Source organism: Halomonas denitrificans (assembly GCF_003056305.1).
Classification (GTDB): domain Bacteria; phylum Pseudomonadota; class Gammaproteobacteria; order Pseudomonadales; family Halomonadaceae; genus Halomonas; species Halomonas denitrificans.
In genome coordinates, this window is the sequence record NZ_PYVX01000004.1 from 1 (window position 1) to 23,598 (window position 23,598).

At 67.9% G+C, this 23,598-nt stretch carries 26 protein-coding genes and 1 pseudogene; 6 read left to right on the forward strand and 21 right to left on the reverse strand.

Annotation, left to right across the window (positions count from 1 at the left end; translation table 11 throughout):
• A pseudogene (locus tag C9F13_RS11700) lies at positions 1–334 on the forward strand (glycine dehydrogenase (aminomethyl-transferring)); the annotation flags it as partial.
• A 176-nt stretch (positions 335–510) separates the two neighbouring features.
• Here the strand turns inward: C9F13_RS11700 and C9F13_RS11705 are convergent.
• Entirely contained in the window at positions 511–1,419 is a 909-nt protein-coding gene (locus C9F13_RS11705) for a LysR family transcriptional regulator (RefSeq protein WP_108446458.1), read from the reverse strand.
• A 140-nt stretch (positions 1,420–1,559) separates the two neighbouring features.
• Here C9F13_RS11705 and ppnN point away from each other — a divergent pair, with 140 nt between their 5' ends.
• Complete coding sequence (ppnN, locus tag C9F13_RS11710) at positions 1,560–2,921, forward strand: nucleotide 5'-monophosphate nucleosidase PpnN (RefSeq protein WP_108446459.1); 1,362 nt, start codon at positions 1,560–1,562, stop codon at positions 2,919–2,921.
• Between the two features lie 124 nt (positions 2,922–3,045).
• Here ppnN and C9F13_RS11715 read toward each other — a convergent pair whose 3' ends face one another.
• Positions 3,046–3,414: a hypothetical protein gene (locus C9F13_RS11715; RefSeq protein ID WP_108446460.1), complete on the reverse strand. Its 369-nt coding sequence runs from the start codon at positions 3,412–3,414 to the stop codon at positions 3,046–3,048.
• A gap of 1 nt (position 3,415) precedes the next feature.
• Complete coding sequence (locus C9F13_RS11720) at positions 3,416–3,880, reverse strand: flavodoxin (protein WP_108446461.1); 465 nt, start codon at positions 3,878–3,880, stop codon at positions 3,416–3,418.
• Positions 3,881–4,013: 133 nt separating this feature from the next.
• Here C9F13_RS11720 and C9F13_RS11725 point away from each other — a divergent pair, with 133 nt between their 5' ends.
• On the forward strand, positions 4,014–4,223 hold the full coding sequence (locus tag C9F13_RS11725) for a DUF2788 domain-containing protein (RefSeq protein WP_108446462.1): 210 nt from the start codon (positions 4,014–4,016) through the stop codon (positions 4,221–4,223).
• An 87-nt stretch (positions 4,224–4,310) separates the two neighbouring features.
• On the opposite strand, the gene ihfA is transcribed toward C9F13_RS11725, so the two are convergent.
• From ihfA to C9F13_RS11770, 9 genes are all read right to left on the reverse strand, one after another.
• Positions 4,311–4,682 (reverse strand): integration host factor subunit alpha, encoded by a 372-nt coding sequence (ihfA, locus tag C9F13_RS11730; protein WP_281261073.1) that lies wholly within the window; start codon positions 4,680–4,682, stop codon positions 4,311–4,313.
• The gene (pheT, locus tag C9F13_RS11735; RefSeq protein WP_108446463.1) at positions 4,679–7,057 is read right to left on the reverse strand and encodes a phenylalanine--tRNA ligase subunit beta; all 2,379 of its coding nucleotides are present in this window, start codon (positions 7,055–7,057) and stop codon (positions 4,679–4,681) included. Before pheT ends, ihfA begins: the two co-directional genes overlap by 4 nt.
• 34 nt (positions 7,058–7,091) lie before the next feature.
• Complete coding sequence (gene pheS, locus C9F13_RS11740; protein WP_108446464.1) at positions 7,092–8,111, reverse strand: phenylalanine--tRNA ligase subunit alpha; 1,020 nt, start codon at positions 8,109–8,111, stop codon at positions 7,092–7,094.
• Positions 8,112–8,238: 127 nt separating this feature from the next.
• Positions 8,239–8,592, reverse strand: coding sequence for a 50S ribosomal protein L20 (gene rplT / locus C9F13_RS11745; protein WP_021817421.1), 354 nt, complete (start codon positions 8,590–8,592; stop codon positions 8,239–8,241).
• Between the two features lie 37 nt (positions 8,593–8,629).
• Positions 8,630–8,824: a 50S ribosomal protein L35 gene (gene rpmI, locus C9F13_RS11750; RefSeq protein ID WP_108446465.1), complete on the reverse strand. Its 195-nt coding sequence runs from the start codon at positions 8,822–8,824 to the stop codon at positions 8,630–8,632.
• 87 nt (positions 8,825–8,911) lie between these two features.
• Positions 8,912–9,451: a translation initiation factor IF-3 gene (gene infC, locus C9F13_RS11755; protein WP_281261075.1), complete on the reverse strand. Its 540-nt coding sequence runs from the start codon at positions 9,449–9,451 to the stop codon at positions 8,912–8,914.
• 33 nt (positions 9,452–9,484) lie between these two features.
• On the reverse strand, positions 9,485–11,383 hold the full coding sequence (thrS, locus tag C9F13_RS11760; RefSeq protein WP_108446467.1) for a threonine--tRNA ligase: 1,899 nt from the start codon (positions 11,381–11,383) through the stop codon (positions 9,485–9,487).
• Between the two features lie 210 nt (positions 11,384–11,593).
• Entirely contained in the window at positions 11,594–12,409 is an 816-nt protein-coding gene (locus C9F13_RS11765; protein ID WP_108446468.1) for an OmpA family protein, read from the reverse strand.
• 286 nt (positions 12,410–12,695) lie between these two features.
• Complete coding sequence (locus tag C9F13_RS11770) at positions 12,696–13,163, reverse strand: DUF2489 domain-containing protein (protein ID WP_108446469.1); 468 nt, start codon at positions 13,161–13,163, stop codon at positions 12,696–12,698.
• Between the two features lie 181 nt (positions 13,164–13,344).
• Here C9F13_RS11770 and C9F13_RS11775 point away from each other — a divergent pair, with 181 nt between their 5' ends.
• Complete coding sequence (locus C9F13_RS11775) at positions 13,345–14,802, forward strand: SLC13 family permease (protein WP_108446470.1); 1,458 nt, start codon at positions 13,345–13,347, stop codon at positions 14,800–14,802.
• A 67-nt stretch (positions 14,803–14,869) separates the two neighbouring features.
• On the opposite strand, the gene cyoE is transcribed toward C9F13_RS11775, so the two are convergent.
• The 4 genes from cyoE to C9F13_RS11795 are packed head-to-tail and all read right to left on the reverse strand — an operon-like array spanning position 14,870 to position 18,095.
• On the reverse strand, positions 14,870–15,790 hold the full coding sequence (gene cyoE, locus C9F13_RS11780) for a heme o synthase (protein ID WP_245888771.1): 921 nt from the start codon (positions 15,788–15,790) through the stop codon (positions 14,870–14,872).
• Positions 15,783–16,865: a COX15/CtaA family protein gene (locus tag C9F13_RS11785; RefSeq protein ID WP_108446471.1), complete on the reverse strand. Its 1,083-nt coding sequence runs from the start codon at positions 16,863–16,865 to the stop codon at positions 15,783–15,785. Before C9F13_RS11785 ends, cyoE begins: the two co-directional genes overlap by 8 nt.
• Positions 16,852–17,451, reverse strand: a complete 600-nt coding sequence (locus tag C9F13_RS11790; protein ID WP_342747802.1) for a hypothetical protein — start codon at positions 17,449–17,451, stop codon at positions 16,852–16,854. The genes C9F13_RS11785 and C9F13_RS11790 overlap by 14 nt, the downstream gene beginning before the upstream one ends.
• The gene (locus C9F13_RS11795; protein ID WP_245888772.1) at positions 17,448–18,095 is read right to left on the reverse strand and encodes an SURF1 family protein; all 648 of its coding nucleotides are present in this window, start codon (positions 18,093–18,095) and stop codon (positions 17,448–17,450) included. Before C9F13_RS11795 ends, C9F13_RS11790 begins: the two co-directional genes overlap by 4 nt.
• Before the next feature lie 94 nt (positions 18,096–18,189).
• Between C9F13_RS11795 and C9F13_RS11800 the strand changes: the two genes are divergently transcribed.
• Positions 18,190–18,384 carry a DUF2909 family protein gene (locus tag C9F13_RS11800; protein ID WP_108446473.1) on the forward strand — a complete coding sequence of 65 codons (195 nt, stop codon included), beginning with the start codon at positions 18,190–18,192 and terminating at the stop codon, positions 18,382–18,384.
• A 73-nt stretch (positions 18,385–18,457) separates the two neighbouring features.
• Here the strand turns inward: C9F13_RS11800 and C9F13_RS11805 are convergent, their stop codons facing one another.
• The 5 genes from C9F13_RS11805 to C9F13_RS11825 form a co-directional block, all read right to left on the reverse strand.
• A complete protein-coding gene (locus C9F13_RS11805) occupies positions 18,458–19,321 on the reverse strand; it encodes a cytochrome c oxidase subunit 3 (protein ID WP_108446474.1) in 864 nt (287 codons plus the stop codon).
• The gene (locus tag C9F13_RS11810) at positions 19,318–19,914 is read right to left on the reverse strand and encodes a cytochrome c oxidase assembly protein (protein ID WP_108446475.1); all 597 of its coding nucleotides are present in this window, start codon (positions 19,912–19,914) and stop codon (positions 19,318–19,320) included. Before C9F13_RS11810 ends, C9F13_RS11805 begins: the two co-directional genes overlap by 4 nt.
• Positions 19,915–19,943: 29 nt before the next feature.
• Positions 19,944–21,575 (reverse strand): cytochrome c oxidase subunit I, encoded by a 1,632-nt coding sequence (gene ctaD, locus C9F13_RS11815; protein WP_108446476.1) that lies wholly within the window; start codon positions 21,573–21,575, stop codon positions 19,944–19,946.
• Positions 21,576–21,621: 46 nt separating this feature from the next.
• Complete coding sequence (gene coxB / locus C9F13_RS11820; protein ID WP_108446477.1) at positions 21,622–22,749, reverse strand: cytochrome c oxidase subunit II; 1,128 nt, start codon at positions 22,747–22,749, stop codon at positions 21,622–21,624.
• A 116-nt stretch (positions 22,750–22,865) separates the two neighbouring features.
• Entirely contained in the window at positions 22,866–23,039 is a 174-nt protein-coding gene (locus tag C9F13_RS11825; protein ID WP_108446478.1) for a DUF2970 domain-containing protein, read from the reverse strand.
• A 207-nt stretch (positions 23,040–23,246) separates the two neighbouring features.
• On the opposite strand from C9F13_RS11825, the gene C9F13_RS11830 reads away from it, so the two are divergent.
• Complete coding sequence (locus tag C9F13_RS11830; protein ID WP_108446479.1) at positions 23,247–23,594, forward strand: hypothetical protein; 348 nt, start codon at positions 23,247–23,249, stop codon at positions 23,592–23,594.
• The last annotated feature ends 4 nt before the right edge of the window (positions 23,595–23,598 follow it).

Sequence of the window (23,598 nt, forward strand, 5' to 3'; positions counted from 1 at the left end):
GCCCGGCACGCTGATGATCGAGCCCACCGAGTCGGAGTCGCGCTACGAGATCGACCGCTTCTGCGACGCCATGATCGCGATCCGCGAGGAGATCGACGCGGTGCAGCGCGGCGACTGGCCGGCGGACGACAACCCGCTGGTCAATGCCCCGCACACCATGGCCGACCTGATGGACGCGGCCTGGGAGCGCCCCTACTCGCGTGAACTCGGCGCCTTCCCCTCCGAGGCGACCCGCGCCGCCAAGTACTGGCCTTCGGTCAACCGGGTCGATAACGTCTTCGGCGACCGGCAGCTGATCTGCTCCTGCCCGAGCATCGACGAGTACCGCGATTGATACGCGGCTGAGGCATCGCGGCGGCGCCTCCCCGGCGCCGCCCGATCGCCAACGTCCGGGCTCCAACGACAAGGGCCCCGCTTCGGCGGGGCCCTTTTCTTGTAGAAGCTTTGGCGTTCCGGCCTCGGTCCTCGCTATGGATGAGAGTCCGGCGCCACCGACGCCGCCCGGGGGGCTCAGCCCTCGATCACCTCGCCGTAGCCGAGGCGCTCGTGACGGCGCTGCTCGCGGTAGCCCTCGAGCAGGCGCACGTAGCGGCGCGGCATGTGCGCCCCGCTGCGGGTCACCAGGTAGAGGAACTCGTGGGAGGCGTGGGCCAGGGAGAGCGCCTTGACCTGGCGCTGCCAGGGCGAGGTCTCGAGCACCACCCGGGAGACCACCGCGAAGCCGAGCCCCCGGGCCACCGCGTCCAGCACCATGCCCACCTCATTAGTGAAGCCCTGGCGCGGGAAGTAGCTCATCGAACGGAAATCGGGGAAGTTGGCGCGCAGCAGCGCCCCGGCATGATCGTTGCCGCCCGGGTAGCCGATCACCCCGAGCGCCATCAGGTCGCCCAGGCCATTGCCGGCGAAGTCCGCCGGCACCACCAGGCAGAGCGGCTCCTGGTGCCAGGCCTCGCAGTCGAGCTCCGGATGGCGCACCGACTCGGTGACGATGCCCAGGTCGTGACGGCCCGACAGCACGTCGGCGACGATCTCGCCGTTGAAGGCGAAGCTGTAGCTGACCGTGAGGCCCGGCTGCATCTGCTGCTGGCCGAGGATGAACGGGTAGAGCATCAGCCCGATGCTGCCCGGCGAGGCGAGGCGACACTCGCCACTGTCGAGGCTGTCATTGTCCAGGGAGTGGCGGAACTGCTCGTGCTCGGCGAACAGCTTGAGCGCGTAGTCGTAGGCGCGGCGCCCGGCCTCGGTGAGCACGAAGCGCCGCCCCTGGCGATCGAGCAGCGACTTGCCGAGGTACTGCTCGAGCTTGCGGACGTGCTGGCTGACGCCGGGCTGGGTCATCTCGAGGCGACGGGCGGTACGGGTGAAGCTGCCGGTCTCGACCAGCGTGATGAAGGTGCGAAAGTAGCGGGCGTTGAACATGGGATGTCACGTCGAGGCGGTGGCCGGGCAGCGGTGATTCTACCAGCTCGCCGCGGCAGCCGCAGCGCTGCCCGCCCGACGGCCGCCGTGGTAGCATCGAGGCACGACCAATCCGGCCATGACGACAGGGAACGCCACGGATGCCCGACACCATCTCCACCACCATCTCACCGGAAGGCAGCCTCGAGATCCTCTCCCAGCAGGAGGTCGAGCGGCTGCACGATACCTCCCGGAGCGGGCTGCACGACCTGCTGCGCAACTGTGCGCTGGCGGTGCTCAACTGCGGCAACCTCACCGATGACGGCCTGGCCCTGCTCGAGACCTACCCCGACTTCGACATCGAGGTGCAGCAGCAGGACCGCGGCGTCAGGCTCAAGATCACCAACGCCCCCGCCGAGGCCTTCGTCGACGGCAAGATGATCCGCGGCATCCGCGAGCACCTCTCGGCGGTGCTGCGCGACATCGTCTACGTCTACAACGAGATCCAGACCCGCCACCGCTTCGACCTGCAGACCGCGGAAGGCACCACCAATGCGGTGTTCCACATCCTGAGAAAGGCCGGCACCCTCAAGCCGGGCCGGGATCCGAGCCTGGTGGTCTGCTGGGGCGGGCACTCGATCTCCCGCGAGGAGTACGACTACACCAAGTCGGTGGGCTACCACCTGGGGCTTCGCGAGCTGGATATCTGCACCGGCTGCGGCCCGGGCGCCATGAAGGGCCCCATGAAGGGCGCCAACGTGGCCCACGCCAAGCAGCGGCGCAGCCAGGGCCGCTACCTGGGGGTCTCGGAGCCCGGCATCATCGCCGCCGAGGCGCCCAACCCCATCGTCAACGAGCTGGTGGTGATGCCCGACATCGAGAAGCGCCTGGAGGCCTTCGTGCGCCTCGGCCACGGCATCCTGGTCTTCCCCGGCGGCGTGGGCACCGCCGAGGAGATCCTCTACCTGCTCGGCATCCTGCTCCACCCGGACAACGCCGACATGGAGCTGCCGGTGATCTTCACCGGCCCGGCGAGCGCCGCCGACTACTTCAAGCGCATCGACGAGTTCCTGGTCTACACCCTGGGCGAGGAGGTGCGCGAGCACTACCGCATCATCGTCGACGACCCCGTCGAGGTCGCGCGCGCCATGCGCGTGAACATCGACCGGGTCGCCGAGTACCGCCGCAGCCGCCAGGACGCCTTCTACTACAACTGGCGGCTGACCGTGGCGCGCAACTTCCAGGAGCCCTTCGCGCCCACCCACGAGGCCATGGCGAGCCTGGCGCTCCACCGGGAGCAACCGGTGCACGAGCTCGCCGCCAACCTGCGCCGCGCCTTCTCGGGGATCGTCGCCGGCAACGTCAAGGAGCAGGGCCTGCGCGCCATCGAGGCCCACGGCCCCTTCCGGCTGCACGCCGAGCCGGAGCTGATGGCGCGCCTGGACGAGCTGCTCTCCTCCTTCGTCGATCAGGGGCGCATGAAGCTCGCCGGCGACTACGTGCCCTGCTACACGCTGGGATAGCCCCACACCGCTCCTGACAGGGCGCGCCCCATCCCGCAGCAACAAGGAAACCCGCCAGACAGGCGGGTTTCCTGTGTCTCACGACCGGTATCGCGCGCCCCGACGCCGAGGTGGGCGCTGCACGCTAGGCGCGCACGGGACGCCACCACAGCCAGAGCGCATGCAGCAGCAGGCCCAGGGTGGCGCCGTGGGAGGCGATGAGCTCCCAGCCGAAGAAGTCGCTGGTCAGGGCGTGCCAGGCGGTCATGCCGACCGCGCCCAACCCCAGGCAGAGCCCCAGCCGACGCACCAGCCCCGGCAGGCGCGCGCGCGCCTCCTCGCCGAGCATCCGCCACTGCAGAAGGGTCGCGATGGCGACCACGGCGAGCGCCATCAGCATCAGCGACTGGCGCGTCTCGAGCCCGGCGGCCAGATAGCGCGGCAGGGTCGCCAGCATCAGCACGCCAAGCCCCAGCAGCAGGCTCACGCGTTCCGCGGTCGGTGTGGCGCCCATCTCAGGCCACCTTCAGCTGCTGGGCGTCGATCCACTCCTCGACCCAGGGCAGCGCGGCGTCATCGGCCATGAAGGTCTCCATGGCGTCGATCTCGAGGCGCTCGCCAAGCCGCTGGGCGCCCTGCCCCTCGAGCAGCTCGTCGAGGTAACGCCCCGCGCCGCAGAAGGTGTCGCCGTAGGAGCTGTCGCCCAGGGCGATCAGGCCATAGCGCAGGGAGCCGAGGCCGGGGCTCTGCTCCTCGAGCGCCCGGGCGAAAGGCACGATGTTGCCGGGCAGATCGCCGCTGCCGGTGGTGGAGACGCAGAACAGCGCCAGGTCGGTGGGCGAGCCGATGAGGTCATCCAGGGTCGGCTGGTCGAAGATCGCCACCTCGTAACCGGCCTCCTCGAAGAGCGGCTTGACCTGTTCGGCGACGTCCAGGGCACCGCCATACATGGTGCCTACGATGATCTTGAGCATGGGCATGTCATGGATTTACCTGAGAATTTCACTCGGATATTAACACGAGGGTGCGGCATGGGGCCACGCCGCGACGACTGCCCTGCCGAGGGAGACCGAGTATAATGGTCGGACATTCCCCCTTCCTGCAGGAGACATCATGCGGCACGCCTTCGAGACCTGGATCACGCCGATCATGATCGGCGGCCTGATCCTCTTCATGTGCTTCATCATCTGGGATCTGGCCAAGAAGTCCCGGGCCGGACGCTTCGGCACCATCATGCTGTTCGTGGTGCTGGGCGCCGGGATGCTGGGCTACGTGCTGAAGGTGGTGATCACCTGGACGCTGGAGAGCGGCGTCGGCGTCTAGCCCCTCCTGGCACCGGCGCCAACGCGAAGACGCCACTCCGGGGAGTGGCGTCTTGCGTGGCGACCGTCGGCGCGGGACGGGAGGCGCTCAGTGCACCTCGCCCTCGTACCCCTCGACTTGGCTCTTGAGCTTCTGACCGGGCCGAAAGGTGACCACGCGCCGGGCGGAGATGGGGATCTCCTCGCCCGTCTTCGGGTTGCGACCGGGGCGCTCGCGCTTGTCGCGCAGGTCGAAGTTGCCGAACCCCGACAGCTTGACCTGCTCGTTCTCGCGCAGACAGCCGCGGATCTCCTCGAAGAAGGCCTCCACCATGGACTTGGCCTCGCGCTTGGAGAGGCCAAGTTCGGCGTGCAGATGTTCGGCCAGTTCCGCCTTGGTCAACGCACCCATGTTGTCGTCCTCGTGGCGCAGGTCCTGCCGATCGCCGGGGCGCGCCGCCCTGTCTCGCGACGCGGTCATGAACGCAGCTCGGCGCCCAGGTGCTGCTGCGATTCCGCGACGATGGCATCAACCAACTGATTGATTTCCTCGTCATTAAGCGTGCGCGAAGGATGCTGCCAGGTCAAGCCCAGGGCCACGCTCTTGCGCCCCTCCGGCACGCCCTTGCCCTGATAGACATCGAACAGGTGCGAGTCCACCAGCCACTCGCCCGCCTGGCCGCGAATGGTATCGAGCAGCGCCTGGACCGGCAGGTCGGCGTCGACCAGGAAGGCCAGGTCGCGACGCACCTCGGGATGGCGCGACAGCGGCGTGAAGGCCGGCACCCGGCCCTGGGTGAGCGCATCGAGGCGCACCTCGAAGAGCAGCGCATCGACCTTGAGGCCCAGCTTGGCGCGCACCGCCGGGTGCAGGGTGCCGATCCAGCCGGCCTCCTCGCCGCGGTGCAGGATGCGTGCGCACTGCCCAGGATGCAGGGCCGGATGCTCGCCCGGCTCGAAGCGCCACGCCTCGGGCTCGCCCAGGGCCAGCAGGCTCTCGAGGTCGCCCTTGAGGTCGAAGAAGTCGACCGCGGCCTTGTCGCCGGACCAGCCCTCGGGCTCGCGGGGCCCGCAGACCAGCGCGCCGAGCATCGGGATCTGGTGCAGGTGGTCGAGCTCGCCGCGGAACACCAGGCCGGTCTCGAACAGCCGCACCCGGTTCTGCTGGCGGTTCAGGTTGTGCGTGAGGGCACGCACCAGGCCCGGGAAGAGGCTTGCGCGCATCACCGACAGGTCACTGGAGATGGGATTGGCGAGCGCCGGCGAGACGGCCTCGGGGTGCAGCGCCTGCTGCAGCTCCGGGGCGACGAAGCTGTAGGTCACCGCCTCCTGGTAGCCGCGGGCGACCATCTGGCGACGCAGCCGGCCGAGCGGCGTGTGGGCCTCGTCGGCCGGGCGCAGTGCCAGGCGCAGCTGGGGACGACGCACCGGCAGGCGGTTGTAGCCGTGGATGCGCGCCACCTCCTCGATGAGGTCCTCCTCGATGGCGATGTCGAACCGCCAGCTCGGCACCTGTACCGTCCAGCCCTCGCCGGTGGCGGTGACGCCGAGCCCCAGGCGCTCGAGGATCTCGGCGACCTCGTCCGCCGGCAGCGACTTGCCGAGCGCCTGCTCGAGGCGCGCCGCACGCAGGGTCGCCTGGCGGGCGCCGGGCAGGTGCGCCTCGCTCGCCACCTCGACCAGCGGACCCGGCTCGCCGCCGGTGATCTCGATCAGCAGCGCGGTGGCGCGCTCGGCGGCCTCGCGGGCGAGGGACGGATCGACGCCGCGCTCGAAGCGGTGGGAGGCATCGGTGTGCAGGCCATAGCGACGGCCCTGGCCGGCCACGGCCAGCGGCGAGAAGAAGGCCGACTCGAGGAAGATGTCCCGGGTCTCGGCGGTCACGCCGGAGTGCTCGCCGCCCATGATGCCGGCGATGGCCAGCGGGCCCCGCTCGTCGGCGATCACCAGGGTCTCGCCCTCGAGGGTGATCTCCTGGCCGTCGAGCAGCACCAGGCGCTCGCCCTCGCGGGCCAGGCGCACGATCACGCTGCCGTGCAGGTTGGCCCGGTCGAAGGCGTGCAGCGGCTGGCCGAGCTCCAGCATCACGTAGTTGGTGACGTCCACCACCGGATCGATGGAGCGGATGCCGCTGCGGCGCAGCCGCTCGACCATCCACAGCGGCGTCTCGGCGGTGACGTCGACCCCCTTGATCAGCCGGCCGAGGTAGCGCGGGCAGCGCTCACCGTCCTCGACGCGCACCGGGAAGGTCTCGTCGTGGACCGGCGCCACCGGGGCGAGCTCGGGGCCCTGGACCGCCAGGCGGTTGAGCACCCCGACCTCGCGGGCCAGGCCCTTGAGGCTCAGGCAGTCGCCGCGATTGGGCGTGAGGTCGACCTCGATGGTGTGGTCATCGAGCCCCATGAAGGCGCGGAAGTCCTCGCCCACCGGCGCGTCGGCCGGCAGCTCGAGGATGCCGTCGGAGGTCTCCTCCTCGAGGCCAAGCTCCGAGGCGGAGCAGATCATGCCGCGGGACTCGACGCCCCGCAGCTTGGCCTTCTTGATCTTGAAGTCGCCGGGCAGCACGGCGCCGACCCGGGCGAAGGCGACCCGCTGGCCCTCGGCCACGTTGGGGGCGCCACAGACCACCTGGACCCGCTCGCCGCTGCCGTCCTCGACCTGGCAGACGTTGAGCTTGTCGGCGTCCGGGTGCGGGGCCTTGGCCACCACCTGGGCGACCACCACGTCGCTGAAGCGCGCGGCCACGGGCTCCACGCCGTCGACCTCGAGGCCGGCCATGGTGATCTGGTCGGCGAGCGCCTGGGTAGAGAGGGCCGGCGAGACCCAGTCGCGCAGCCACTGTTCGGAAAATTTCATGACAACTCCTGTGTTCTGCGTATCCGGTGGTCGATCAGGCGAACTGGCGCAGGAAGCGCAGGTCGTTGTCGAAGAACAGCCGCAGGTCGTTGACGCCGTAGCGCAGCATCGCCAGGCGCTCGGCGCCCATGCCGAAGGCGAAGCCGGTGTAGCGCTCGGTATCGATGCCGGAGTGGCGGAACACCTCGGGGTGCACCATGCCGCAGCCCATCACCTCCAGCCAGCCGCTGTGCGAGCAGACCCGGCAGCCGTCGCCGCTGCACATCACGCACTCGATATCGACCTCGGCCGAGGGCTCGGTGAAGGGGAAGTAGGAGGGGCGGAAGCGCACCGAGAGGTCGTCGCGCTCGAAGAAGGCGTGCAGGAAGTCCTGGATGGTGCCCTTGAGGTCGGCGAAGCTGACGTCCTCGTCGACCAGCAGGCCCTCGACCTGGTGGAACATCGGGGTGTGGGTCAGATCGGAGTCGCTGCGATAGACGCGGCCCGGGCAGACGATGCGGATCGGCGGCTCGCCCTCCTTCATGGTCCGCACCTGCACCGGCGAGGTGTGGGTGCGCAGCAGTCGGGTGGCGTCGAAGTAGAAGGTATCGGCCATGCCCCGCGCCGGGTGATGGGCGGGAATGTTGAGGGCCTCGAAGTTGTGGTAGTCGTCCTCGATCTCCGGGCCGACCGCCACGTCGTAGCCGATGCGCGTGAACAGCGCCTCGATGCGCTCCAGGGTCAGGGTCACCGGGTGCAGGCCGCCGCTGGGCTGGCCGCGCCCCGGAAGGGTCACGTCCAGGCGCTCGGCGGCCAGGCGCGCCTCCAGCGCCGCCTTCTCCAGCGCCTGGCGGCGCTCGTCGAGTTCCTGGCCCAGCGCCTGCTTGGCCTGGTTGATCCGCTCCCCGGCGGCCGGGCGCTCCTCCGCGGGCAGCTTGCCGAGCCCCTTGAGCAGGGCGGTGATCTCGCCCTTCTTGCCGAGATAGCGCACGCGCAGCTCGTCCAGCGCGGCCAGGCTGTCGGCGGCGTGGATGGCGTCGCGGGCCTCGGCAACCAGAGTGGGAAGGTGGTCCATCCGTTGAGCTCCGAAGTCTTTCAAAGAAGTCTTTCAAAAAAACAGGGGAAGAGCGGCTGCTCTTCCCCTGCGACGATCACGGACCGGCGGTGCGACACGAGCCGCTCACCGGCCAGGGTCGACTCCCTTACTGGGCAGCCTTGGCCTTCTCGACGATGGCGGCAAAGGCAGCCTTCTCGTGAACGGCCAGATCGGCCAGCACCTTGCGGTCGATCTCGATACCGGCCTTCTTCAGGCCGCCGACGAAGCGGCTGTAGGACAGGCCGTGCTGGCGGGCACCGGCGTTGATACGCTGGATCCACAGGGCACGGAACTGACGCTTGCGCTGGCGACGGTCGCGGTACGCATACTGGCCGGCCTTGATGACGGCCTGCTTGGCGACGCGAAAGACGCGCGAACGGGCACCGTAGTAACCCTTGGCCTGCTTCAGAATCTTCTTGTGACGACGACGTGCGACGACACCACGCTTGACGCGAGTCATGGCTTTCTCCTGACGTTAAAGGGGTACACCCGGGAAGTTACAGAGTCGGCAGCATCCGCTGGATGAGCGGCTTGTCGGCGGCGTGGATCTGCTTCATCCCACGCAGCTGGCGCTTCCGCTTGGTGGTCTTCTTGGTCAGGATGTGGCTACGGAACGACTGCTTGTGCTTGAAGCCGTTGGCCGTCTTCTTGAAGCGCTTGGCAGCGCCGCTGTTGCTCTTGATCTTCGGCATGAGACTAACTCCGCTCGAGGTTTTTTCAGAAAATTCGGGGCCGCCGGAAGGCATCACTGCCTTCCGGCCGTTGAACGGGCCGTCGAATCACTTCTTCTTAGGGGCAATGATCATGATCATCTGGCGCCCTTCCATCTTCGGGAAGGACTCCACGGTGCCCAGGTCCTCGAGGTCAGAGGCGATCCGCTCCATCAGCTTGCGGCCGATGTCCTGGTGCGCCATTTCACGACCGCGAAAACGCAGGGTGACCTTACCCTTGTCGCCACCTTCGAGGAAACGCGTCAGGTTCTTCATCTTGACCTGATAGTCGCCCTCGTCGGTGCCAGGCCGGAATTTCACTTCCTTGACCTGGATCTGCTTCGTCTTCTTCTTCTGAGCAGACTTCTGCTTCTTCTGCTCGAAGACGAACTTGCCGTAATCCATGATCTTGCAGACGATGGGATCGGCGTTGGAAATCTGTACGAGGTCCATTCCGGCCGCTTCGGCTCGCTCCAGCGCCTCGCTGGTGGGCACGACGCCCAACTGTTCGCCGTCGCTGTCGATCAGGCGAACCTGATCCTCGGTAATGCGCTCGTTCATCGGGGGGCGTTTATCCTGAACGCGCCCTCTTGGGTTGCTTCGCTTGATGGTTCCGTCTCCACTATCGCTTGGAAGATGTCGCTATTGCCGTTCGGTCTGAATCCGCTCGATGAAGGCGTCTACCGTCATCGTCCCGAGATTCTCGCCGCTGCGGGTGCGCAGGGCCACCGAGTCGGACTCGACTTCCTTATCTCCCACCACCAGGAGATAGGGGACCTTCTGCAACGTATGTTCACGGATTTTAAAGCCGATCTTCTCGTTCCTCAAGTCCGACTTGACGCGCAGACCGACTTTCTGCAGCCGTTCGACCAGTTCGACGGCGTAATCACGCTGCGCATCGGTGATGGTCATCACCACTGCCTGCTGCGGCGCCAGCCACAGCGGCATGGCACCGGCATAGTGCTCGATCAGGATGCCGAGGAAGCGCTCGAAGGAGCCGAGGATCGCCCGATGCAGCATCACCGGCGTCTTGCGCACGCCATCCTCGTCGACGAACTGCGCCCCCAGGCGACCCGGCAGGTTGAAGTCGAGCTGCAGGGTACCACACTGCCAGACGCGGTTGAGGCAGTCGCGCAGCGAGAACTCGATCTTGGGGCCGTAGAAGGCGCCCTCGCCCGGCTGCAGCTCCCAGTCGAGGCCGGTGGCGTTCAGGGCGGCCTCGAGACCGGCCTCGGCGCGATCCCACAGCGCGGGCTCGCCCATGAAGCCCTCGGGACGGGTGGAGAGCTTGAGCTCCACGTCGTCGAAGCCGAGTTCCTTGTAGACCTGGAGGGTCAGGGCGATGAAGGCCTCGGCCTCGGCCTGGATCTGCCCCTCGGTGCAGAAGATATGGGCGTCGTCCTGGGTGAAGCCGCGCACCCGCATCAGGCCGTGCAGGGAGCCGGAGGGCTCGTTGCGGTGGCAGCTGCCGAACTCAGCCAGGCGCAGCGGCAGGTCACGGTAGCTCTTCAGGCCCTGGTTGAACACCTGCACATGGCAGGGGCAGTTCATCGGCTTGACCGCGTACTCGCGCTTCTCCGACTCGGTAGTGAACATCAGCTCGCTGTAGTGCCCCCAGTGCCCCGAGGCCTTCCACAGCGAGAGATCGACCACCTGAGGGGTCTTGATCTCCTGGTAGCCGTGCTCGATCTGCACGCGGCGCATGTACTGCTCGAGCGCCTGGTAGATCGTCCAGCCGTTGGGGTGCCAGAAGACCATGCCCGGGGCCTCTTCCTGGAGGTGGAAGAGATCCATCTTCTTGGCCAGCTTGCGGTGATCGCGCTTCTCGGCCTCCTCGAGGCGCTTGAGGTAGGCCTTGAGCTGCTTCTTGTCCCCCCAGGCGGTGCCGTAGATGCGGGTCAGCATGGGGTTCTCGGCGTTGCCGCGCCAGTAGGCGCCGGCCAGCTTGGTCAGCTTGAACGCCTTGAGGTGCCGCGTATTGGGCACGTGAGGGCCCCGGCACATGTCGACGTATTCCTCGTGGTGGTAGAGACGGATGGTCTCCCCTTCGGGAATGCCGCGCACGAGCTCCTGCTTGTAGGGCTCATCGCGATGCAGGAAGGTCAACATGGCCTGGTCGCGATCGACGTACTCGCGCACCACGTCGTACTCGTGATCGATCAGCGCCTTCATGCGCGCCTCGATGGCCTCGAGATCCTCGGGAGTCACCGAGCGCCCGAAGTCGACGTCGTAGTAGAAGCCGTCGTCGATCACCGGGCCGATGGCCATCTTGGCGTCGGGGTAGAGCTGCTTGACGGCATGGCCGATCAGGTGGGCGCAGGAGTGGCGAATGACCTCGAGCCCCTCCTCGTCGCGGGCGGTGAGGATCGCCACCTCGGCATCACGGTCGATGACGTCGGCGGCATCCACCTGCACGCCGTCGATCTTGCCGGCCACGCAGGCCTTGGCGAGACCGGGGCCGATGCTCTCGGCCAGCTGCATCACGCTGAGGGGGTCGTCGAAGGTTCTCTGACTGCCGTCGGGCAGGGTCACGATGGGCATGAAGGCTTCCTTGTGCGCAGTGGTGATCCATACCAGGGATCACGTGTCGCCAGACGAATGGTCGTGGTCTGAAAGCCGCATAGCCTAGCAGAAGCGCCCCGTGGGGCGCCACGGGGGACGGCCGAAACGAGAGAAGGCGCCCGAAGGCGCCTTCTCTCGTGCTCGCGTCACGCCCCGGGAGCCGGGGCGGTGGAACGGGTCAGGGCAGGATCACTCCCACTCGCCCAGCTCCACGCGACGGTTCTCGGCACGGCCAGCGTCGGTCTCGTTGCTGGCCACCGGCTGGGACTCGCCATAGCCAATGGTGCGCATGCGGTCCATCGAGACGCCCTGGCTCGCCAGGTAGTCGGCGACGGAGTCGGCGCGACGCTGGGAGAGGTCCTGGTTGTAGCTGTCGCTACCCACGGCATCGGTGTGGCCTTCGATGCGCACGCGGACGTTCTTGTTGGCGACCAGCTTCTCGGCGACGTCGTCGAGGATCTGCTCGGCGCCCATGGTCAGGGTCGCGGAGTCGAACTCGAAGTTGACGTCGCGCAGCACCAGGTCTTCCTCGCAGCCCAGGGCGTTGACCTCGGCACCGGCCGGGGTACCCGGACACTGGTCCTGGTAGTCCGGCACGCCATCACCGTCGGAGTCGAGCGGGCAGCCCACCGCATCCACGGCCACGCCGGCCGGGGTGCCCGGGCACTGGTCGTCGGCATCGAAGACGCCGTCGCCGTCGGTATCGCGCGGTGCCGGTTCGGGCGAACGGTTGGGCTCGGCGCAGAGCAAGCCGCCGATCACGGCGCCAGCGGTGGCGCCGATGGCCGCCCCCTGGTCCTCGTCAGACTCGCCGCTCGTGCCATAACCGATGCCGCCGCCGATCAGGCCGCCGGCGAGGCTGCAGACGAAGGGAGATTGGTACCAGGCGCGGTCAGAGGAGACGCCGCTGTCCATGCTAGAGGAGGATGACCCCGAGCTGGCACAGCCGGACAGACCGACCACCAGCGCGGAACCAAGCAACAGACCAGTCGTTGATTTTTTCATGCAAGACTCCTTCTTCTTAACTACATCCCGGCGCGGACGGTAGGTGCTGCCGTCGCCAGGGGGTTCCGAGGAATGAACGGAGGGAAACGGCCCCCGAACCGTTTCCTGCACCTCCCAAGAAAGCACGTAACGTCTCTCTCGGCCAGTTCCAGACACCGCGACTAAGGCATCCACTGCATATTAGCCGTCAACGTGCAGGCGCCAGCTTGCCGCAGAGTCGTAAGGGTTGCAATCGTTGACGGGACGCTTTGCGGCCTCCCCTGACGGTCACCACAGCCGATGGCCGTCAGTGCAGGCTGCCCGGCCAGCCGCGACGGAATTCGATCACCGCCGTCGCGGCCTTGAGCACCGATTCACGCATCTCATCCTCGACCGCCAGGCGTTCGCGGTCCTCCTGGAACCGCGCCTTCGGGCTCAACGCCTTGCGAGCGGCATGAGTATGCAGGTGCTGGGTCCGGCGGTGCACCTCGTCGAAGGCCTGGAAGTCGGGGCGCTGGGTCAGGTCCTGGTCGAGGATCTCCAGCAGCACCTTGCAGCGCCAGGACCCCTCGGTGATATCGACCTGCTCCTGGGCCAGCGCCGAGGCCACCAGCTCGAGGTTCTCCAGGCAGTTCTCATGGGCACGCCGCAGCTCGTCTTCCCGGAAGGTCCGCCGCCGCCGCACCTCTTTCCAGAGCGTGAAGGCATAGGCCCCGAGGCCGGCGATGATCGCCAGCCCCAGGCCAAGAAGAATGAGTGCCAGGGTCGAGTTCATGGGCATGTCCCGTGTCGGTGCGTGTAGGATCCTCATTCTACACGCCGCCCGCCGAGGCCAGAAATCGTCCCGGACGGCCCGACGGGGGCGCTCGCGACATGTCACCGGAGCCTCGGCAGCCGACGGCGGCCTTGCGTAGAATGAGCGCTTCACCCAATGCGCATGAAACGATGGAACGACGATGCCCATATCCGACGCCACTCACGCCACGCCCACGCGGCCTGCCCTCTCCGCCCGCATCGGCCTGTGGCTGGGCCCGCTCTGGGTAGTGCTGACCCTGCTTGCGCCGGCCCCCACCGGCATGTCCGACCCGGCCTGGGCCTGCGTCGGCCTGGCGCTGCTGATGGCCACCTGGTGGTCCACCGAGGCCATTCCGATCCCCGCCACCTCGCTGCTGCCGCTGGCCCTGGTCCCGGCGCTGGGCATCGGTGAGATGCAGGAGACCGCGGCCAGCTATGCCAACCCGATCATCTACCTCTTCCTCGGCGGCTTCCTGCTCGGCATCGCCATGCAGCGCTGGGCCCTGCACCGGCGCATCGCCCTGCACGTGCTGCGCGTGGTCGGCCACCAGCCGCGCCGCCAGATCGGCGGCTTCATGCTGGCGACCGGCTTTCTCAGCATGTGGGTCTCCAATACCGCCACCGCCATCATGATGCTGCCCATCGGCATGTCGGTGGTCAGCCTGCTGGACGACGCCGACCCGGCGGAGCTCAACCGCTACGCCACGGCGCTGCTGCTGGCGATCGCCTACTCCGCCAGCATCGGCGGCGTGGCAACCCTGATCGGCACCCCGCCCAATGCCCTGCTGGCCGGCTACCTGGCCGAGGACCGCGGCATCGACCTGGGCTTTGCCCAGTGGATGATGATCGGTCTGCCGATCAGCGCGGCGATGATGGTCAGCGCCTGGTGGTGGCTGACCCGCCGTGGCTTCGACCTTCAGGTCGGCGACGACAGCGCCGGCATGGTGCGCGACGAGCTGGCGGCACTCGGCCGCATCGGCGCGCCCGAGCGCCGCGTGGGCGCGATCTTTCTGCTGGCGGCGGTGACCTGGATGCTGCGCCCGCTGCTCAACGACGCCGGCCTCGACTGGCTCTCCGACACCGGGATCGCCATCATCGCCGGCATCGCTCTGTTCCTGGTGCCGGCCGGCAACGGCGACGGGGAACGCCTGATGGACTGGGACGCCGCCAAGGAGCTCCCCTGGGGCATCCTGCTGCTGTTCGGCGGCGGCCTGGCGCTGGCCGGGGCCATCAGCCGCTCGGGACTGGCGGAGTGGATTGCCCAGCAGCTCGGCATCTTCGGCGCCTTCCCGCTGCTCGCCATGGTCGGGGTGGTGGTGCTGGTGATCATCTTCCTCACCGAGGTGACCTCCAACACCGCCACCGCCGCCGCCTTCCTGCCGCTGCTCGGCGCCCTGGCGCTGTCGCTGGACATCTCGCCCCTGCTGATCACGGTGCCCGCGGCCATCGCCGCCAGCTGCGCCTTCATGATGCCGGTGGCCACGCCCCCCAATGCGATCGTCTTCGCCACCGGCCGCATGAAGATCCAGTCGATGATCCGGGCCGGCTTCATGCTCAACTTGATCAGCACGCTGGTCGTGACCCTGATAGCCTACTTCCTGATCGTCAGCCTCTGGTAACGCCCCGGCCCCCGGAAACGACAGAGCCCGGCCACACGGCCGGGCGCTTCGTCTCAGGGCGCCGGGCTCAGCCGACGAGTCGCCAGGCCGCGGCATAGTGATCCAGCAGCAGTACACCGAACACGCCGAGGATATAGCGGATGGAAAACCAGAAGGCGGCCAGCGGCGCCTGCGGGTCACGGCCGCGCCAGACCCGCCAGTTCCAGACCATGAAGCGGGCATTGAGGGCCGTCACCCCGACCAGGTAGAGCGCACCGCTCATGCCGATGGCAAACGGCAGCAGCGTCACCGCCACCGTCAGCCAGCCGTAGAGCCAGACCTGCAGGCGAGTGAAGGCCTCACCGTGGGTGACCGGCAGCATCGGTACGCCGGCTCGGGCGTACTCGTCGCGCTTGTGGATCGCCAGCGCCCAGAAGTGCGGCGGCGTCCAGGCGAAGATGATCAGCATCAGCAGCAGCGGCTCGGGGCCGAGCTGCCCGGTGACCGCCGTCCAGCCGAGCAGTGGCGGCGCCGCCCCCGCGACCCCGCCGATGACGATGTTCTGCGGCGTGGCGTGCTTGAGGAAGGCGGTGTAGATCAGCGCGTAGCCGATCAGCGACCCCAGGGTCAGCCAGGCCGTGAGCGGGTTGACCTGCCAGGCCAAGAGCCCGATGCCGCAGACCGAGAGCAGTGTCGCCCAGCCAAGCGCCAGCCCCGTGGGCAGGCGGCGGGTGGCCAGGGGCCGGCCCGCGGTGCGCAGCATCATGGCATCGAGGCGCCGATCGACCACGTGGTTGAAGGCCGCCGCGCCCCCGGCGGCCAGGCCGATCCCCGCCAGGCCGAAGAGCACCGCCTCCGCCCCCGGCAGGGGCGCGGCCAGCAGCATGCCGACCAGGGTGCACACGAGCATCACCGCCACCACCCGGGGCTTGCACAGGGTGTAGAGATCTCGCCAGCCCCAGCTGGCCATCTGGCCGACCGCCGCCCGTTCCATCACGACCTCAGACATGAGCCCACTCCTTCTTCGTTACCGAATGTCCCGCTTTTGGCGCGGTGCTGCCCTCCGCCACGCTCGACCAGCGCCAGTGCCACAGGGCGAGCGTCATGGCCGCCACCAGCGCCACCGCCCCGGCGGTATGCAGCAGGGCCAGCCACAGCGGCAGCCACGCCAGCACGTTGGCCACGCCCAGGGCGAGCTGTGCGCCGAGGGTGCCGATCAGCAGCCCCCACCAGGGGCGCATGCCGGCCGCATGGCGATGGCGCACCGCGAGAAGCACCAGGCCGAGAGCGAGCGCCAGGGCACCCAGTCGATGGCCGACCTGGATGGCGCTGCGCGCCTCGGCATGCAGCTGCCCGTGCAGGTAGTTGGGCCCCACCGTCTGGGTCAGGTGAAAGCCCTCGCTCCAGTCCAGGCTCGGCCACCACTCGCCGTTGCAGGAGGGAAAGCCCTGGCAGGCGATCCCGGCATAGTTGCTCGACGTCCAGCCGCCGAGCGCCAGCTGGGCGACCAGCAGCACCAGCGCCAGCCGCCACAGCGGGGTCAGCGGCCGAGGACTGCTAGCCCGGTGCTCGCCGGGCCGGAAGCGACGCAAGCGCAGGTGCAGCCACAGGAAGAGCACCATCACGCTGAGCCCGCCCAGCAGATGCAGGGTGACCACCTGGGGCCACAGCTTGAGCGTCACGGTGAAGGCGCCGAAGGCGCCCTGCATCAGGATCACGGCGAGCAGCGCCAGGCTGATCCGCCACGGATAGCCCGCCTCCCCGCGCCAGCGAGCGCCCAGCACGATCAGGGTGATCACCAGCAGCCCGAGCAGGGAAGCGAGGTAGCGGTGCACCATCTCCACCCAGGCCTTGGCGGACTCCAGCGGCACCGTCGGGGAATGGGCCAGGGCCCGCTCGGCATCCGGCACCACCAGGGCACCGTAACAGCCCGGCCAGTCGGGGCAGCCGAGGCCGGCGTCGACCAGCCGGGTCCAGGCCCCCACCAGCACCACCAGTGCGGTGAACAGGCTCCCCGCCAGGCTCAGTCGCACCAGCCAGCGGCGGCGGGCCTCAAGGCGCGCGACGTGCTCATCCCTGACCATCGGCGACCTCCCCTGCGTGAGACCTTTCCTCGGTGGCGTCGTCCGTGCCGGACTCGTCCCGCACGGTGGCATACTGCGCCAGCGGCGACTCGGGATTGAGCCGCAGCAGGCGACGCAGATCGGTCAGCACATCGGCGGCCGCGACCTCCGGTCCGTAACCCAGCACCGCGCGCCCCTCGGGATCGAGGATCCACAGGCGCTGGTCGCCTCGCCACTCGACCGCCTGCGTCCACCGGGCCACGGCGGCCCCGGGCAACGGCGCGGCGTCTCCGCCGATACGCAGGCGGCTGACCCGGTCGGCCTCGCGCCCCAGGGCGCGATGCAGGCGCCACCAGCGATCGGCCGCCTCGTCGCAGGCCTCGCCGCAGTCGAAGACCAGCAGCCAGTCGCTCGCCCCATCCTTCTCCACCCCCGTCAGGGGCCACTGCGCCAGCTCGGGCAGCGTGGGCGCCAGTTCCCCGTGGGCGGTGCGCCCGTCGGGAATGCCCAGCCGGAACTGCACCATGCCCCAGGCCAGCACCAGGGGCAGGGCGAAGATCGCGAAGAGGGCCAGCAGCTTCAGGCGCTGGCGTCCGGTGTGGGTCATCGGGGAGACTCCTTGCTCGGAGAGGAGATCGAATCGGGGCGCGCCAGGCGACGCGCACCCACCAGCATGATCACGAAAGCCGCCAGGGCGAGCCCCCACCACTGCAGGGCGTAGCCCAGGTGACGGGCCGGCGGCACCACGCTTGGCTGCCACCAGGAGGCGAGATGGCCCGGTCCCTGTTCGAGATGCAGCCAGCCGGCGTGGGTGAAGCCCTCGCCGAGGCTCCAGGCCGCGGGATCGATGCGCTGCAGGCGGTTGCCCTCGCGATTGGGACCGTAGAGCGGGGCCGCATCACCCGACGCCTGCCAGCGGCCTTCCAGACGCACCACGCCACCGGGGGTGTCGATGCTCGGATCGTCTCGCGTCGGGCCGGTCGCCAGGAAGCCACGCTGGATCAGCCAGAGCTGACCCTGCTGGTCGCGAAAGGGGGTGAGGGGCGCCACGCCCAGGCGCCCCTCGTGGGTGCGGTTATCGAGGAACAGCGTTTCGCCGACCAGGTACTCCCCGCGCAGCTCGATCCGGGCGCCGGGCGGCGGGGTGTCGGTCGGTGATTCCAGCCGGGGCGCCGCCGCCAGGCGCGCCAGGTAGTCACGCTTGTCGTCGGCCCGCTCCCACTGCCATAGTCCCAGGGCGAGACCCAGCATCACCAGGCAGGACCAGAACCCCCACCAGCCGAGTCGACGCGTCGGGACTGGACGACGATGCCGCTTCGATGCCGACGCTTTCATGGAGCCGTGAATGTTACTCAAGATAATGATTGCTCTCGTCTTTCTCGCCATGGTGATCAGTCTCGCCGCTGGCGCCGGCTTCCTGATCCGTGACGGGGGACGCTCCCGTCGCGTGCTGGTCTCGCTCAAGCTGCGCGTCGGCCTGGCGGCACTGCTGCTGATCCTGCTGGGCTACGGCTTCTACCTCGGTGACCTCGGTACCTGAACCGACGGGCCAGCCCTCCCTGCCCCTCCTCGAGACCTCGCTCCCTGAGGGTCTCGTCATCGGCATCCTCGCCTCAAAAGACGTAGACGAAGGTGAACAGGCCGATCCACACCACGTCGACGAAGTGCCAGTACCAGGCCCCGGCCTCGAAGGCGAAGTGATCGTCAGCGGTGAAGTGCCCTCGATAGACGCGCCACAGCATCACCGCCAGGATGATGGTGCCGATGATCACGTGCAGCCCGTGAAACCCCGTGAGAAGGAAGAAGGTCGCGCCGTAGATCCCGGCCTGCAGGGTGATCCCGTAGTGGGCATAGGCCTCGTAGTACTCGACCCCCTGCACGGTGATGAAGGTGAGGCCTAGCAGCACCGTGACGGTCAGCCAGAAGCGGGCGCTGTCGCGGAAACCCTCCTTGATGCCCTCGTGGGCAATGGTCAGGGTGATGCTGGAGCTCACCAGGATCAGGGTGTTGACCAGCGGCAGGTGCCAGGGGCTGAAGGTCTCGCTGGGGCCCTCGATGCTGGCGTCCGGCGGATTGAGCAGCGGCCAGGTGGCGGTGAAATCGGGCCACAGCAGGGACGCCACCCCCTTGGCGCCCTCCCCGCCGAGCCACGGCAACGCGAAGGTACGCACGTAGAAGAGCGCCCCGAAGAAGGCGGCGAAGAACATCACCTCCGAGAAGATGAACCAGCCCATGCCCCAGCGAAAGGAACGGTCCATCTGGGCGTCATAGAGCCCGCCGCGAGACTCGCGGATGACGTCGCGAAACCACAGCGTCATCACCGCAAGGATGGCCAGCAGGCCGATCACCATCACCGGCATCCCCGCCAGACCATGCACCAGCAGGGTGCCTGTGCCGACCATCATCGCCCCCAGCGACAGCGACCCCAGGATCGGCCACTTGCTGGACTCGGGTACGTAGTAGCTGCCACCACTCATGCGCTGTCTCCTTCTGTGATCGACCCGCGGCGCGCGACCTCGGCCGTCGTCGACGAAACGGGATAGAGGGTGTAGACCAGGGTCACCGTCTTGATGTCGGGCGGCAGGTCGCGGGTCAGCTGGAAGACCAGGGGCGCCTCCAACCTCTCGCCGGCCGCCAGCTGCTGCTCCTGGAAGCAGAAGCAGGTCAGCTTGCGAAGGTGCAGCGAGGCCGCCGACGGCGAGACGCTGGGCACCGCGCGGGCGCGGGTCGTCGCATCGCCGTTGTTGCGGAAGGTGAAGAACACCTCCTCGCGCTGTCCGGGGTGCAGGCGAATCTGGCGGGTGTCCACCTCGAGGTGCCAGGGCAGGCCCTGGCTGCCTCGGGTGATGAACTGCACCGTGACCGTGCGTGAGGCGTCGACCTCCTGCTCGACCAGCGGCTGGGCTTTCGCGCTCGTCTTGCCGTTGAGGCCGGTCAGGTCGCAGAAGACGTCGTAGAGCGGCACCAGAGCGAAGGCGAAGACGAACATGCCGGCGAGCACCACCAGGGTGCGGGTCACGGTGCGCCTAACCCCTTCCCGGCCTGCGGACTGTTCGTCACGGCTGCTCATGGCTGCCTCCTGGGCCCGGATGGGCTCGCTCAGTGCTCGCGAGGATGAAACGTCGGGGGCGTCTCGAAGGTGTGCAGCGGCGCCGGGCTCGGCACGCTCCACTCCAGGTCCTCGGCGCCCTCCCAGGCCTTGGCCGGCGCCTTCTCGCCGCCGCGCACGCACTTGATGATCACCAGCACGAAGAGCAGCTGGGAGGCGCCGAACAGGAAGCCGCCGAGGCTAGAGGCGAGATTGAAGTCGGCGAACTGCAGGGCGTAGTCGGGGATCCGGCGCGGCATGCCGGCGAGCCCCGAGAAGTGCATCGGGAAGAAGGTCAGGTTCACGCCGATCACCGACAGCCAGAAGTGCCACTGGGAAAGACGCAGCGGCGGGTAGTGGCCGGTCCACTTGGGCAGCCAGTAGTAGGCGCCGGCGAGGATGGCGAAGAGCGCCCCGGGCACCAGTACATAGTGGAAGTGCGCCACCACGAAGTAGGTGTCGTGGTACTGGAAGTCGGCGGGCGCGATGGCGAGCATCAGCCCCGAGAAGCCGCCGACGGTGAACTGCACCACGAAGGCCAGGGCGAAGAGCATGGGCGGCTCGAAGCTGATCGAGCCGCGGAACATCGTCGCCACCCAGTTGAACACCTTCACGCCGGTCGGCACGGCGATCAGCATGGTGGTGTACATGAAGAACAGCTCGGCCACCAGCGGCAGGCCGACGATGAACATGTGGTGCGCCCAGACCATGAAGGAGAGGATCGCGATGGCCGCCGTGGCGTAGACCATGGAGGCGTAGCCGAACAGGCGCTTGCGGGAGAAGGTCGGGATGATCGCCGAGACGATGCCGAAGGCCGGCAGGATCATGATGTAGACCTCGGGGTGCCCGAAGAACCAGAACAGGTGCTGGAAGAGCACCGGGTCACCGCCCCCGGCGGCATTGAAGAAGCTGGTGCCGAAGTTGATGTCCATCAGCATCATGGTGATCACCCCGGCGAGCACCGGCATCACGGCGATCAGCAGGAAGGCGGTGATCAGCCAGGTCCAGACGAACAGCGGCATGTCCATCAGGCGCATCCCCGGCGCGCGCAGGTTGAGGATGGTCGCGATGATGTTGATGGCGCCGAGTATCGAGCTGATGCCGGCCAGATGAAGCGACAGGATGAAGAAGCTCGTTGAGGGCGGGGCGTAGGTCGTCGAGAGCGGCGCGTAGAAGGTCCAGCCGAAATTCGGGCCGCCGCCCGGCATCAGCAGGGTCGAGAGCAACAGCAGGAAGGCCACCGGCAGCAGCCAGAAGCTGAAGTTGTTGAGCCTGGGGAGGGCCATGTCGGGGGCGCCGATCTGCAGCGGCACCATCCAGTTGGCCAGGCCGACGAAGGCCGGCATGATGGCGCCGAACACCATGATCAGGCCGTGCATGGTGGTCATCTGGTTGAAGAACTCGGGCTGCACCAGCTGCAGGCCGGGCTGGAACAGCTCGGCACGCACCACCAGGGCGAAGATCCCGCCGATGAAGAACATGGTCAGGGAGAAGAGCAGGTAGAGGGTGCCGATCTCCTTGTGATTGGTGGTCAAGAGCCAGCGCATCATCCCGCGCGGCCGGGAATGCCCGGCCTCGGCCATGCCGCCGGCGGTGGTCGTGCTGTGCTGCAGAGTCGGCTTGGGTGGCAGCTGGGAAGCCATCGGACATCTCCTGTGGGCCATCACGAAAGAGGAGCGGAAGCGCCGGTCATTCGTCCTGGGCGGCGAGGCGCTCGGCGATCTCCGACGGTTGCACGGTGTCACCGGCCTCGTTGCCCCAGGCGTTGCGCTCGTAGGTGATCACCGCGGCGATCTCCACCGGGCTGAGCGTGTTGCGGAACGCCGGCATGGCAGATCCCGCCACGCCATCGATCACGGTGCTGATGTGGCGATCCGGCTCGTCCAGCAGCGTCTGGTTGCCCGCCAGCGCCGGGAAGGCCGGCGGGCTGCCGCTGCCGTCAGGCTGGTGGCAGGCGGCACAGACCGCGCCGTAGGTCTGCTCGCCGCGGGCCATCAGCTCATCGAGGCCCCACTCGCGATCGGCACTCATCGCCTCCTGCTGCGCCGCCTCCTTGCGCTGGGCCATCCACTCGTCGAAGCGTTCCGGCTCCACGGCCTCGACCACCACCGGCATGAAGCCATGGTTGCGACCGCAGAGTTCGGCGCACTGGCCGCGATAGATGCCGGGCTCGTCGATGCGCACCCAGTTCTCGTTGACGAACCCGGGCACGGCATCCTGCTTGACGGCGAGCTCGGGCACCCACCAGGAGTGAATGACGTCGTCCGAGGTCAGCAGCAGGCGCACCTTCTGCCCCACCGGCAGCACCAGGGGCTCATCCACCTCGAGCAGGTAGTTCTCGCCCTTCTCGCTGGTGCCGCTGATCTGCTCCCGCGAGGTGCTCAGGTTGGAGGTGAAGGCGACATCCTCGCCCAGGTAGTCGTAGCGCCAGCGCCACTGCTGCCCGGTGACCATCACGTCGAGATCGGCTTCCGAGGGGTCATACATGGTCTTGAGGGTAGCGGTGGCGGGGACCGCCATGGCCACCAGGATCAGCAGCGGTATCGCCGTCCAGATGACCTCCACGCTGGTGTGTTCGTGGAAGGTGGCGGCCTTGGCGCCGCGGGAGTGGCGGTAGCGGAACAGGGAGTAGAACATCGCCCCGAAGACGATCACCCCGATGACCACGCAGATCCAGAAGATGATCATGTGCAGGGAGTAGATATCGCGGCTCACCGCCGTGACGCCCTCGGGCATGTTCCAGCCGTTGGCGAGCACCATCGGCGTCAGGGCTGCCAAGGTCACCCCTACCGCCATCCACATGAGCAGCCTGCGCATCGACGCCTCCTTGGGTCATTGTTGTATTAGTCAGCGCTTGAAGGAGTATAGAAGAGCGCCGCCGTTCTTCACGCGACGCGCCTTTGCACGATAAACGCGGGCGTCAACGCTCGCGCTCAGCGCGCGGCCATCACCGCGACGAAGGCCACCAGCAACACGAAAATCACGCCCACAATCAGCCCCGCCGCGATGAAGGTGCCGGGGCGCTCGGAGCGAAAATCCTCGCGGCGGCGCTCGTCCTTCTGCACGCCCAGAAAGGCGGCCAGCACCGACTTGATCGCCTGCCACATCACCACCCTCCTCTCGCGTTGCTCTCGTCCTCCCCTGACCGTAGCCCAGTTGCGGACGGACTCCCGTTGAAGGCATTTCACGCAGGCGTCGAAAAAGGCTGCAGGGGACCTTCGCTGCAGCGCACCATCGCCGGATCGTCTTCTATACTTCAGGTGGCCCGCCGACACGACGCGGCCGATCAACCGCCCGTCTTCAGGAGACCGACCATGACTCAGCAAAAAGACAACCCGGCCCTATCTGCCGCCGAACCGATGATGGAGTGGTGGCAGAAACAGTGGAGCCAGGGCGTGACACCCATGGCGCGCATGCAGCTGGCCTGGATGCAGAGCATGGCCGAAGCGATGCAGTTCGAGGCGCAGTTTCTCAAGACGCTCGCCGACAGCGGCCAGAAGATCGCCCAGTCCCTCGACGGCGATCCCCCCCAGACCCCGGCCGAGATGCAAGAGCGCTACCAGACCCTGATCTCGGAGCTCACCGATGCACAGATGGACCGCATGAAGAAGGCCGCCGAGCTGTCACACGAGTTCCGGCGCCGGGTCTGGGAGGAGCTTTGACGGC